This is a genomic window from Treponema denticola (genome assembly GCF_024181645.1).
Taxonomy (GTDB): domain Bacteria; phylum Spirochaetota; class Spirochaetia; order Treponematales; family Treponemataceae; genus Treponema_B; species Treponema_B denticola_A.
This window is the reverse complement of record NZ_CP058624.1, coordinates 1515812-1528125: the sequence shown is the minus strand read 5'-3', so window position 1 is coordinate 1528125 and position 12314 is coordinate 1515812. Positions and strand designations below refer to the sequence as shown.

Genomic DNA, 12314 nt, shown 5'->3' with positions numbered 1-12314 from the left:
AAGAATTAATTCAGTTCGCCGGCGAAGAATTAATTCAATTCGCCAGCTCTACAAGACAATAATGTGCCCATTCTTTTGCCTGAGACGGATACAGGTCTTGGGCTGTTAAAAATTCCAATAGGGCCTTGTCATAGAGGTTTTGGAAAAATAGGGTCTGTCCTATATAAAAATGCGTTCTCGCGGAAACTCTGGATGTTCTGCGTATTCTTAAAAAATTGGTCAGCTCAACATTACATTTTTGCCAGTTTTTTGTATAAAAATATTCTTTTAGAATTCTTTGTAATTCCATGCTCTCACCGCCGTCAGGCGTTCTTTTGTCATCAGGAAAGACGTAGGGCTCAAGTCTTTGAGAAGAAATAATAAACTCTCTAAAATCCCTTTTTTCTGCCGTAAGAGCATTTATAAGGGTTTCGGTTTGAGAAGAAAAGAATTCCGTTCTTTTTTTTATTTGCTTTTCAGGGTTTAAAAAAGGCAGAGGAATAGGGCGGTTTTGCAGCGCAATACTTTTTTTCTCTTGTTCTTCAGGAGAAGCGAAGACTTCGACAGGGCTGTTGATTGTATTTATTCCGTTTATAAATTGAATTTTGCCTGAAGCGATTTCGTTTTCTTCGGCAATGGCATAGTAATAGGGAATTCCGGGAATAGGGTAGTCAAAAAATGGAAGTCCGTCATCGGTTATATTTGCAATAGGTATGGCTTCGGCGAGAGAGCTTATTGATGAAAAGCCCGTTGTTGACCTGTAAAGAATTAGATTTTTTCCTTCCGGTTTTGCTTTCCAGCTGATCATTACGGATTTTTCTCTTGTAAGAATCGAAAATGAAAGAAAGGCAAAGTCCTCATTTTTTTGCAGCTCTTGAGGATTTTCCGCAAATTCTATCTTTTCCGAACCCGTTTTATCGGGTTTTACCTCCGGCAAAATTTGCGATAGTTCATTTTCGCCGATAAGACCTTCCTCGGCAAAAGCGGCTTTTTCTGCAAAGTAAAAAGATGCAACAAATAAAAATATAATAAACCCTTTCTTCATATCTTATATTTTCGGCCTTTTTTTAAAAAAAATCAAGAGCCCGATACGGTTTCTCTTAGCCGTTTAAGCAGGTGTTTTTACATATCTTGAATAAAACTCGTTTTAATACTAAAATAAAGCCTTATGAAAACTGGTTTTATCGCAGAAAGGGCAAAACAGCTTAAAATCTCTTCTCTTTCGATTTCCGAAGGCCTACGTTCAGGCGGCTTCAGTTCGGCTTTTCGCGGGCAAGGTATAGAATTTGACTCGGTACGGGAATATGAAACGGGAGATGATGTGCGCTCTATAGATTGGAACCTTACGGCGCGGAGCGGTAAGACCTATGTTAAGATGTACCGTGAAGAAAGAGATTTAAGCATTTTTATCTGTGTGGATTTTTCTCTTTCGATGGAGCCGGGGCTCGATAAAATCAGTCCTAAGGAAAAAGCTATCGAAACGGCAGCCCTTTTGGCCTTTGCGGGGAGGCATATGTTTTCTCCGGTAGGAGCTCTTTTTTTTGATGGAGAAAAAGGCCCTTTGTTTATTCCTAGAACGGGAGAAGATCATATTTTGACCATATTAAAATCTATGGAAGATTTTGCCTTTTGCAAAAATCGAAAACCTGTGAGGGGAACACAGATTGCGTCTGCGATGACAGCCGCCTCTAAGATTTTACGTTCACGTTCCTTGGTAATAATTATTTCTGATTTTAAGGTTGAGGGTTATGAAAAGGAGCTTGGCCTTTTGGCGGCAAAACATGATGTTGTTTGCCTTAAGATAAGCGGATCTATGGATTCTTTTTTGCCGGAAGCCGGATCTATAAGATTTAAAGACCCTGAAACCGATTTTAGAATGCTTTTGCCTACGGGTTCTAAGACTTTTCAGATGGAATATAAAAAGAATTTTAGTGAAGAAATATCAAGGTGGGAAAATACCTGTAAGCACTCCCTTGCAAATCCTGTTTTACTCGATGTAAATGACGATACCGTAAAAGTATTGGGTGACTTCTTTTTGTCGAAACAAAGCAATCAGCGAGTTTTAAAAAATAATTTAGCTAAGTTTGGAGCGGATGGATGGAAGGCATTTTAATTCCTCAACAGGTTTTTGTAGGAGACTCTGCAGAATTTTTATTACCTATAGATGCTTTGCAATCTTTTGATCCTTCTATTTTAATGTCCGGCTCTTTTAAGGTTGATAAGATAAAACAAAATACTATGATGGATATAACTTCCATTCAAATTAAAAAACAGAAAACAAAAGAATATATATCCATAAATTTTACTCCATGGGAAACAGGATCCGTATTTTTTCCTTCATTGGCTGAGGCCGGTATTTATGATTCAATACCCCAAGTTTTTATTTCTTCAATATTGGAAACGGCAAAGGTTGAGGTCATACAACCTCCGCGTCCTCCTCTTTTACTTCCGGGTACAAGTTATTTGCTTTATCTTATAGCCTCCGTAAGTGCCGTATTTATTTTTACCTCCATAATGATTTTTTCTGCGATAAGAAAATATTTTTTTGTTTATTCTTTTTCGAGGGCTCAACGAATAAGAATTAAAGCTCTAAATAAGTCTTTAAGGAAGTTAAAGCGGCAAGTGTATTCCATTTCTTCTTCCGACAGTCTTGAAGCAATTACAAAAAGAAAGGATTGGTTAAAAAAATTCGAATTTGTTTTTCGGAGGTATTGTTTCAGTTTGACTGCATCGGAAGCGGTTTTAAAATCGGGTGAGGGCGAGAGTCTTACATACTCGGAAATATTGGAAAGCCTTAAGCGGAAGTTTGAAAGCGCCTACGGAGTTTACTTTGAATTTGAAAAAATCTTTTTTAAGCTTCAATCTCTTCGTTTCGGGGCTGCGGATCTAAAAGAAATAAACTTTGAAATGGAAAGTATTTATTTTTTAAACCAAACATTTAAACTTATGAAAATAGCAGAATCCGAAATTCAAAAAATTACAAATGCCGCTCAAAAAGAAAAATTAAAATACAAGGCGGATACAAATGATTAGCTTTAACCATCCCCTTATGCTTTTATTGATTTTATTTTTTTTCTTGTTTCTTATATTAAAAAAAAGCGGCCTTGTTGCAATCCCAGAATTAAAATTAAATTTGGTCAATTGGAAGGGCTTTTTTCCTAAAAAAAATAAGCTTATGGAATTTGGAAATCTCTTATGTTACCTTCTTTGGTATTGCGGTATTATTTTTTTAATAATAGCCTTATCGGAACCTGTTATTTTTAAAAACAAACAGGTTTATACCGATGCAGGAAGTTCCATTATGTTTTTGTTGGACATAAGCCCTTCTATGGCAGCAAAGGATATGAGTGGAGAAACGAGGATCGCAACTGCAAAAAAAATTATAAGAAAATTTGTTGCAAAGTATCCCGGGGATTCTTTCGGCTTGACGGCTCTTTCAAGTTCTGCAGCTCTAATTCTTCCGCCTACGATCGACCATAAGGTGTTTTTATCCCGCCTCGATTCTTTGAGTATAGGAGAATTAGGAGATGGAACTGCAATCGGCATGGGGCTTGCGGTTTCTTCCGCCTATATGACAAGGACTAAGCTGAACTCTTCATACGTTGTTTTACTTACAGATGGTGAAAATAATACCGGCGAAATCAATCCGAAAACTGCGGCGGAAGTTTTAGTAAATAAAAACATCGGCTTTTATGTTATAGGGATAGGAAGTTCCGGATATACTACCTTGGAGTACACCGATCGAAAAACGGGGAAAACTTACTCAGGTTCTATTTTTTCCAAGTTCGATGAGGTTGAGCTAAAAAAAATAGCTCAATATGGAAACGGAAAATATGCCTCCGCTTCTTCACCCGAAATACTTGAAGATATATTTAACACAATATCCAAACAGGTGCCTGCTGCACAGTCTAATTTTACCCGGATTATCGAAGAAAATTTATATGTGTACTTTTTATCTGCTTCAATTTTTTCTTTTATGCTTGTGTGGCTTTTGCGCCGAATTTTTATGAGGGTATATCTATGATAAGTTTTGAAAATTCGGTATACCTGTTTTTTATACTGTTTTTACTTCCTGTTTGGTTTATTTTTTATATAAACCTAAAAAAAATACAAAAAGCATATTCAGGCTTGGAAAATACAAAAAAGATAATCAAAAAAGCTAAAATAAGAGCCTTGTTTTTTTCTGTTGCATGGATTTTTTTGATTTTGGGCTTGGCCTGTCCTCTTTGGGGTTCCAAACCGGTTTCCGTCAGGAGAAGGGGAGTATCGGTTATGTTTGTCTCCGATATTTCAAAAAGTATGAGCCTTCAAGATATTCAGCCCAGCCGTATTGCCGTACAAAGACAGTTTTTAAAAATCTTGCTCGAAAAGATGCATAAAACTTCACCTGAGTCTGCAGTAGGGCTTGTAATTACAAAGGGTGAGGGCGTTTTATCGGTGCCTTTAAGCTTTGAAAAAAATGCCCTATCCTCTGCAATAAATGCCTTATCTCCCTTAATTCTTTCTTCTACAGGCACGAACCTTGAAGCGGGCGTTTTACGGGCATTGGATTCTTTTGGAGAAAACAGGGGAAACTCAAAAATAATAGTTTTATGCACGGACGGCGGGGAAACCTCAGGTTCTCTTTTACATGCTGCAGAAAAAATAAAAAAGACGGATGCAATCCTAATTATTGTGGGCTTCGGTACTCTTGAAGAAACTAAAATAAAAGTTCTTGATGAAAAGGGAAATACCCAATTAAAGGATGCAAGATTGGAAGAAGCCTTTTTAAAAAAGGCTGCAAGTATAGCCGGAGGTGAAAGTACGTATATCTCGGCTTTAAGTTCGGGGTCTATAGAAACTATTTTAAAAATAATAGACGCCGGTGTAGAGGGAGTTGAAAAAATGGTTTATATACAGGAGCCTGTAAAAAGAAATTTTGAAATGCTTTTACTTGCTTTTATTTTTTTATGTTTAGGTGGAGTATCCTTTTATGGTAAAAATAAATAAAATAATCTGTATAAGTATCCTTATTTTTTTGATATCCTCGTGTAGTAAAGTTGATAGGGCTAGGCTTAATTTTCTTTCGGGATATATTGCATGGAAACAAAATGATTGGAATAAGGCTGCATCAAACTTTTTTAAATCGATAGATTTAAGTGAAGAACTTAAAGATGAAAGAATAAAAGACTATTCGGACTTTGCAATCGGCTCCATCTACCTTATGCAAAATGAAGATGCTTCGGCTCTTTCCCGTTTTGAAAAGATAAATGAAAATACGGATAAAAATTTGAATTCCTATATTTATTATCAAAAAGGAATAATAGCATTTAAAAATCATGAATATGAAAAGGCTGTAAGGCTTTTTAAAAAATCTCTGGAACTTAAACCGGATAGTGTTGATGCTAAGATTAATTTCGAGCTTAGTATGCGTTATCAAAAAAAACAAAAGGAAAAACTTCCTAATTCTAAAAGTGCTGCCGTTATAGAAGATAAGGAAGCCGATTTATCGGAAAAAACGATTTTGAATTTAATACGAAAAAAGGAGAAAGAACAATGGCAAAAGAAAGAGCAAGAAAACAAACAGCCTCAGGCATTCGATTATTAATTCTTTTTTTTCTTTTTTCTTTTTACTCAGGTTATATCTATGCCGAGGTAGAAGAGGATATGGAATTATCTTTTTCTTCAAGCCCTCTATTTATAGATTCCGTTTTTGAAGTAAAAATCAAATTGGACGAATATTCTTATAAATCCTCGGATGAACCTAAGCTGATTATTTTAGATGAAGATGAAGCTCTTGAATTTTTAGATTCGGGTATAAATTCATTATACGGCGGTATTTTAATTACAAACAAGTATAGATTAAAAAAAATAGGAAACTTTGAACTTATTCCGTATTTGTCTTTGGGAAAGAATCAGACTAAACTTAAAAATTTTTCTATTCAGGTGGAACCTCCGGCCTTATCAAAGGATACAATGTTTAAATGGAAAATATTGGACGCAGTTTCATATTCCCCTGTGGAAAATATTGTACAGGGGAAAAAATATCTCATCGTTTTAATGGGCTTTTTCTATGATCATTTTCAAGGCGAGGGCAGGGCTTCCGGTTTGGATATAAACTGTCAGGCTCCTGAATATTCTCTTTTGGAAAATGCCGTCAGCATTACAAAATTCAGTACTGTAAAAATAGAGCCTATAACTTTCGATGAAACAGGCTGGAAGGCTGTTGCTTGTTTTTTATGGACTCCTCTTAAAGCGGGCGATATAGGTCTTCCTGTGCCTCAAATAAATATTGCTTCCGGATCAAAAGATTCCCGCAAAATTTATATTAGAGAGCAAAGAGTAAGTGTACTAGAGGGAAGTATTGAACAAGAAAAAATAAGCGATGACGAAAAAAAAGCTTATGAAAGTTTAAGTCTTGCCTTAAACACTAAAAAAAATGAACTTGGTCAAACTAAGCTAAAAAATCATAAAGAGAATTTTGAAGAGAAAAAAGAAAAGGCCTCACTAATTGCAGAGCTGCGTACAAAAGAATCCGATAGTCTTTTTCCGAGAAAGATAAAAAATCAAAGACTTGAATATGAAAAAGACCTTAATTTAAAGGAAAGCTTTGCCGTCAGGTCTGCAATCCTAAAAAAAATATTATGGTTTTTATTTTTTATTTTGTTACTGTTATCAAGCTATTTTTTCTTGTATAAAAAGAAAAATATCGGGTTTAAGATTTTTTTAATTTTAAGTCTTGGCTTGATTTCCGCTCTTATCTTTTTGTATTCACGGCAATATGAAAGAGCCGTTTATAGGCCGCTAAACTATGATGAGTCTTATTTACTCTATCATATACCCGAAACAAGCGGAACCATTGTAAGCTCCCTAGAGATAGGGGAAACCGTTATCATAAAACAAAAAACTTCAGAATGGTTTTTTATAGAAAAAAAAGACGGTACCGGCGGCTGGCAAAAAAAAAGCGGCTTTATTATAACGGATTAGGAGGACGGGAGATTTACATGACTAAAAATTTCGGCGACATATTGGACGAGTGGGACAAAATAACGGGAAAGCCCTACGGAAAAAAGCAAATAAAAAAAGATGAACATTCAAATAAAAAGAACCATAAAATTCTTATAAAAGAAGATAATTCGAAAAAGATAAATCCTATGGAAATGTGGTTAAGACGTTATGGTGTAGAAGATAAGGATGCTCAAGAAGATTTTACCTCAGTTGATTATGCAAGGCAGCGTAAGACATTAAGAGACATGCACTGCGAAGATGAGATCGACTTACACGGTATGACTTGTGATGAAGCCGAAGCCGCTTTAAATGTTTTTTTTGAAAATTCCATACGCCGCGGCCTAAAAAAGATTCTAATTATTCACGGTAAGGGAAACCACTCCGGCGGAGGTGCCGTCTTGGCTCCCTTTGTCCGTTCATATCTTGAAAAACATAAAAGAGCAGGCGAAACCGGTCATCCTAAAAATGCAGACGGCGGCACCGGTTCCACTTGGGTTATATTAAAATAGAAATTATTTTAAAGATGCCAAGGCTTTATAAAAGGCGTCTTTTTTTTCTTTAATTTGAGCTGCCGTAAAATATTTTTCCATTTTCCTTAATATTTCATTCATTTTTGCTTCTTCCTCTTTAATATCTATGATAGGCATCGGCTTTGCGTTAAGACTTATACTAAAATTCAATGCTTCCTTTTTTTCTGATTCATCGAATTCAAAAAATATGCCGTCTTTTATATTTCTAGGTGTTTCATTTATTTCATAAAGAGTCATTTCGGTATTTTTACATTTTTCACCGCTGCATACCGTTATATTTAATTTTTTCCCTATTTTGAAAAAATTCCAATGACCCGTTATTTTGACGGCCGGTTCTATTTGATAATTTGCAGCAGCTGCTAATTTCCCGTTATCTTCTTGTAGTTCAAAGCATCTTGTATAATATACCTTGTTTTCTTTTATGTTTTTTACCTTTAAATAAATATTTTTCTGTTCGGTAAAAAAAGAATTTTCGGAACCCTTTACCTTTTCTTCCCTGATTTCTGTTTTACCGTCATGACAAAAGCCTGAAGTTTTTGAATATCTTATTCGCATAAGAACGGTTTCATAGTCTTCTAAAAGTTTCGATCCTTCATTTCCCCAAAGGCTAAATACTGCAATAAATACCAAAAATATGGAATACAAAATCTTATTTTTTTTCATTTACTTACCTCTCTTTTTCAGATTATAAACTAAATTTACTTTTTTATACAGTATTTCGATCAATACTTTTTAACTCTTCTTTTGATAACTGTCTTTTTACGGTAACTTCGTTTGCCTTTGTTTGTACAATAACCGGGTCTCCGGTAGGAGTTGTTTTTCCGTAGATTTGTACAATAGGAAATCTGGGGTCATCAGGATTGACATCTATTACCTTTGCAATTTTTCCGTTGGAAAGATGAACATACATTCCGACAGGATAAAAGGATAGAGAATAAAGCAGGGCTTTTAAAATGGTTTCATCATATTGTCCGTTAGTATTTTTTATCATTTCCACAATACCCGATGAAGCATCTTGGGCTTCCTTGTAAGGGCGGGGAGCTGTAACGGCCTCGTAAGAACATGCAACTGCTATTATTTTGCCGTACATTGAAATTTTTTCTTTTGTAAGGTTTCTCGGATATCCAAGCCCGTTTTCTCTTTCATGATGCTCTAAAACTCCCAAGCATATGGGTAAAGAAAAAGAGGAGTTTTTTAAAATATTATATGATAGGACGGGATGGGTAAATAAGGCCTTTTTTCCTTCTTCGCTCAAGGGGGCATCATACATATAGTATTGAGGCGGAAGTCTGAACATTCCTATTTCGTGCAAAAGGCAGGCTGCTCCAAGCTCTATTAACCTATGGGGAGGCATTTTAAGCTGAAGTCCTATAATTATGGCAAAAATTGAAGATCGCAGCGAATGCATGACCAAGTAGTTTGTCGGTGAGCTGTATTTTTGCATTTCTATTAAAAGTATATTTTTTTTATCGTTTTTTACAAAATCGCATAGTTCTTTTACTTTATCAAAAACTAAACGAGGATCCAAAATCTTTTTCATAGTATAATCGGTAAAAATTTTATCCGTAAATCTTAAAAAATCCCAGAATTTATTTTCCGTTTCTTCCATAATTTCCTTTTGTTTTTTTAGTTTTTCGGAAATTATTTCGTTTTCCTTGCTTGAGTCCAGAACGTCCTTGCTTGCGGAAGTATCGGTCCTTACACTCATAAAACTTGAAGGTTCTCCGTCAGAATAAAGGAGAGAAAAATCCCATTCGTTTAAAATAGCCTTTAGCTCTGCAGTAAGAGGCGTTTCCGGGATTAAAAGTAAAAATTTTTTATCCAAATAGACATTTTTATTAAAAAACGATAAATCTTTTGTATGTTCTGCATTGTAGGTATTCACTTATTTTCTCTCCTGTGATACAATATATGTATCATTATAAAGGATTTTATATGAAATTAAAAGTACTATTTGTTATATTTAATATCGTCCTAATTTTGTTATTGTTTACCTGTTTTTTTCTCCCCTTATTTTATGCTGACGGTTCTTTTATGCGGGAATTTTGGAAGACTAACTGGTTTTTTGGACCTGTATTTTTAATTCTTATTTTATTTGTAAATATAATGTTCTTAAAAAATAGACTCTTGATCAACTACATTGAATCTGAAGATTGGTCTTCTTTAGCATCCTTGCTGGAAAAAAGAATCTATACAAAAAAACGGATTACCTATAAGAATTCGCTTCTTTTAGCGGAATCTCTCCTTCTTTTAGGTGATTTTACTTCCATGAATAAATTTTGTGACTTTTTAAAGGATAATAAGCCAAAATATGTATCAAAGTTAGGACCGAAATTTGCCGCAGCTAAGATGATTTCGGGGAATTATCAAGATGTTTTTGAATTTAGTTCGTCTTTACCTGTTTTAAAAACAACTGCGAGTGAATGGATTGTGTTTTATTCGGCTCTTTCCCTTCAAATGATGAAAAATTATGAAAAAAGTGCAGCTTTATTCACTAAAGTATCGGACTCGGCAAAAAATCCTCTGATTAAGTGTCTTAGTACATATTTTGTTGTTAACGTTTTACAGACCTATTCACAGTTGACTGAAGAGGGAATAAAAGAAAAAGCTCTTCTATTGCGTTCAAGAATAAATAAAAACTATACTTATGAGTCATGGAAGGCTTATACTGAGTCTGAAAAACAGGAAATACATGTAATGATTTTAACAAAAATAATAGATGATGTCACTTCGTGGCTCTTCTTCTAAACTCGCAACATTGTCTTCGCATATAAATTTAGAAGATTTTTTAAAATTTTACCGAACCTGAAAACAAGTTATAGTCTAACTCTTGGAAATCTTCCAAGACATCATCGGGGTAGGGCGGTGTTTTGCCTCTTTTAACCCTTTCCATTGCCGATTCCCAAAGAATAAGAGAATTTGTGTCAAGATTTTCTTGCTGTTCCAAGGCCATGCTTCTATACGGGTGTTTATGCAGCGGAATATTTCCTGCCATGGCATGGTTTAAGAGCTTCCAGTTGGAATGGATTAAATCCCTTACCGCCTTGAAAATTTCATCTCGGGAATCTAAAAATTTAAGCTCATAGCGGTTTTTTATGCCCGTTCTATCTTCTTCATAGAAGGTTTTAACCTTAGGGTTATTTGTGATAATAAGTCTTTTGTTAGTTTGTGAATCTTTTTGCATATTTTGTGTTTTAGAAAATAAAAAAATAAAAGTAAAGATAAAGGGCAGCTTAAGCTGCCCTTTTTAGTGCTTATTTATACTGACTTGCGTCGTAGGGGAGACCCTTGTTATAATCTTTTAAGATCTTAGCAACGGTTCCGCTTAAGAATAGCAAGGCTATGAGGTTCGGTATAACCATGATTCCGTTAAAGAAGTCGGTCAATTCCCAAACCAAGTCAATCTTAAGCAAGCTTCCTACAAAGATGAAGATAACTACCAGGAGCTGATAGGGAATAAGTCCCTTTGTTCCGAATAAGTATCTGATGTTTGTTTCTCCGAAGTAGTACCAACCGATGATTGTTGAGAAAGCGAAGAAAAGAAGACAGACGGCAATGAAAAGATAGCCGAATGTAGAGCCGAACAAGTGCTGTGAGAAAGCCTCTTGAACGAGCTTAATTCCCTTCATTGTGGGCTCGCTTCCTTCAAATTGTACAACTCCTGAGCTCAAAACGGTAAATACTGTAACGTTTAAAACGATGAATGTATCGATAAATACGGCAACAATACCTAAAACGCCTTGTTCTACAGGGTGTTTTACATCTGCAACGGCGTGGGCATGAGGTGTAGAACCCATACCAGCTTCGTTAGAGAAAAGGCCTCGGGCAACACCGTATCGTACGGCTCGTCCCATTCCGAAACCGAGAGCTCCGCCCCAAACAGCCTTGGGATTAAATGCTCCCTTAAAGATCATAGCAAACATTTCGGGGATCTGAGCCGCATTGATAATAACAACAACAAGACCTACTACAATGTAAACGATAGCCATGATGGGAACTACTTTTTCCGTAACCGAAGCAATTCGCTTAACTCCACCCATGAAGATAATACCTGCGATTACCGCAAGAACTGCACCTGTTACCCATGTAGGAATATGGAAAGCATTTTGGAAGGCATCTGAAATTGAGTTAGCCTGAACCATATTGCCCATAAATCCGAGGGCAAGAATAATTGCTATGGCAAAGAAACCTGCAAGGAATTTTGCAAAGCCGTCTCCTACCTTATTTTTTAAACCTTCGGAAATGTAGTATGCGGGACCTCCTACTGTCTGGCCCGAATCATCCTTTGTCTTATAAATTTGAGCAATAGAGGCTTCAGCAAAGTTTGTTGCCATACCGGCAAGAGCTGCAAGCCACATCCAGAAGATAGCTCCGGGGCCTCCCATGATGAGGGCTGTCATGGCACCGACAAGGTTTCCCGTTCCTACCTGTGCTGCAATAGCTGTAGCAACAGCTTGGAAAGAGCTCATACCGTGCTTTCCGGCTTCTTTTCCGCTTAATGAAAAGTTACCGAAAAGGCGTTTCCAGCCGGCTCCGAATTTTGTAAACTGTACTCCTCCTAACCGGATTGTAAAGAACAAACCGGTACCGCATAGAAGCGGAATAAGGAAGTAAACTCCCCAAATAAATCCGTTAGCCGAAGAAACAAGGCTAGTAAGATTTTGTAAAAATTGTTCCATAGTGCGATTAAACTCCTTTTACGCATATAGCGATATTATTACTGATTTAAACAAGTGAGCCGTCAAATCAGCTTGTGTAACTATACAATCAAAACTATTAGATTGTCAAGATATTGATACGTAAAAATAAAATACTTTT

General features: G+C 35.9%; 13 protein-coding genes. 8 read left to right on the top strand and 5 right to left on the bottom strand.

Annotation, left to right across the window (positions count from 1 at the left end; all coding sequences use genetic code 11):
• Positions 1-34: 34 nt before the first annotated feature.
• The gene (locus tag HO345_RS07220; protein WP_253682261.1) at positions 35-1024 is read right to left on the bottom strand and encodes a tetratricopeptide repeat protein; all 990 of its coding nucleotides are present in this window, start codon (positions 1022-1024) and stop codon (positions 35-37) included.
• 123 nt (positions 1025-1147) lie between these two features.
• Between HO345_RS07220 and HO345_RS07215 the strand changes: the two genes are divergently transcribed.
• The 7 genes from HO345_RS07215 to HO345_RS07185 are packed head-to-tail and all read left to right on the top strand — an operon-like array spanning position 1148 to position 7475.
• Positions 1148-2092 (top strand): DUF58 domain-containing protein, encoded by a 945-nt coding sequence (locus HO345_RS07215; RefSeq protein ID WP_253682260.1) that lies wholly within the window; start codon positions 1148-1150, stop codon positions 2090-2092.
• Positions 2077-3012: a hypothetical protein gene (locus HO345_RS07210; protein ID WP_253682259.1), complete on the top strand. Its 936-nt coding sequence runs from the start codon at positions 2077-2079 to the stop codon at positions 3010-3012. Before HO345_RS07215 ends, HO345_RS07210 begins: the two co-directional genes overlap by 16 nt.
• Positions 3005-4003 (top strand): VWA domain-containing protein, encoded by a 999-nt coding sequence (locus HO345_RS07205; protein ID WP_253682258.1) that lies wholly within the window; start codon positions 3005-3007, stop codon positions 4001-4003. The genes HO345_RS07210 and HO345_RS07205 overlap by 8 nt, the downstream gene beginning before the upstream one ends.
• The gene (locus HO345_RS07200; protein ID WP_002693434.1) at positions 4000-4968 is read left to right on the top strand and encodes a vWA domain-containing protein; all 969 of its coding nucleotides are present in this window, start codon (positions 4000-4002) and stop codon (positions 4966-4968) included. The genes HO345_RS07205 and HO345_RS07200 overlap by 4 nt, the downstream gene beginning before the upstream one ends.
• Complete coding sequence (locus HO345_RS07195; RefSeq protein ID WP_253682257.1) at positions 4952-5566, top strand: tetratricopeptide repeat protein; 615 nt, start codon at positions 4952-4954, stop codon at positions 5564-5566. Before HO345_RS07200 ends, HO345_RS07195 begins: the two co-directional genes overlap by 17 nt.
• The gene (locus HO345_RS07190) at positions 5515-6945 is read left to right on the top strand and encodes an SH3 domain-containing protein (protein WP_253682256.1); all 1431 of its coding nucleotides are present in this window, start codon (positions 5515-5517) and stop codon (positions 6943-6945) included. The genes HO345_RS07195 and HO345_RS07190 overlap by 52 nt, the downstream gene beginning before the upstream one ends.
• A gap of 17 nt (positions 6946-6962) precedes the next feature.
• Positions 6963-7475: a Smr/MutS family protein gene (locus HO345_RS07185; protein ID WP_253682255.1), complete on the top strand. Its 513-nt coding sequence runs from the start codon at positions 6963-6965 to the stop codon at positions 7473-7475.
• Between the two features lie 3 nt (positions 7476-7478).
• Here the strand turns inward: HO345_RS07185 and HO345_RS07180 are convergent, their stop codons facing one another.
• Both HO345_RS07180 and HO345_RS07175 read right to left on the bottom strand, forming a co-directional pair.
• The gene (locus HO345_RS07180) at positions 7479-8159 is read right to left on the bottom strand and encodes a hypothetical protein (RefSeq protein WP_253682254.1); all 681 of its coding nucleotides are present in this window, start codon (positions 8157-8159) and stop codon (positions 7479-7481) included.
• A 43-nt stretch (positions 8160-8202) separates the two neighbouring features.
• Positions 8203-9381 carry an HD-GYP domain-containing protein gene (locus tag HO345_RS07175; RefSeq protein WP_253682253.1) on the bottom strand — a complete coding sequence of 393 codons (1179 nt, stop codon included), beginning with the start codon at positions 9379-9381 and terminating at the stop codon, positions 8203-8205.
• Between the two features lie 50 nt (positions 9382-9431).
• On the opposite strand from HO345_RS07175, the gene HO345_RS07170 reads away from it, so the two are divergent.
• Entirely contained in the window at positions 9432-10244 is an 813-nt protein-coding gene (locus HO345_RS07170) for a hypothetical protein (protein WP_253682252.1), read from the top strand.
• Positions 10245-10284: 40 nt separating this feature from the next.
• Here HO345_RS07170 and HO345_RS07165 read toward each other — a convergent pair whose 3' ends face one another.
• Together HO345_RS07165 and HO345_RS07160 are read right to left on the bottom strand one after the other, a co-directional pair.
• The gene (locus HO345_RS07165) at positions 10285-10680 is read right to left on the bottom strand and encodes a GrdX family protein (RefSeq protein WP_253682251.1); all 396 of its coding nucleotides are present in this window, start codon (positions 10678-10680) and stop codon (positions 10285-10287) included.
• Positions 10681-10750: 70 nt separating this feature from the next.
• Complete coding sequence (locus HO345_RS07160; protein WP_253682250.1) at positions 10751-12175, bottom strand: alanine/glycine:cation symporter family protein; 1425 nt, start codon at positions 12173-12175, stop codon at positions 10751-10753.
• Between the last annotated feature and the right edge of the window lie 139 nt (positions 12176-12314).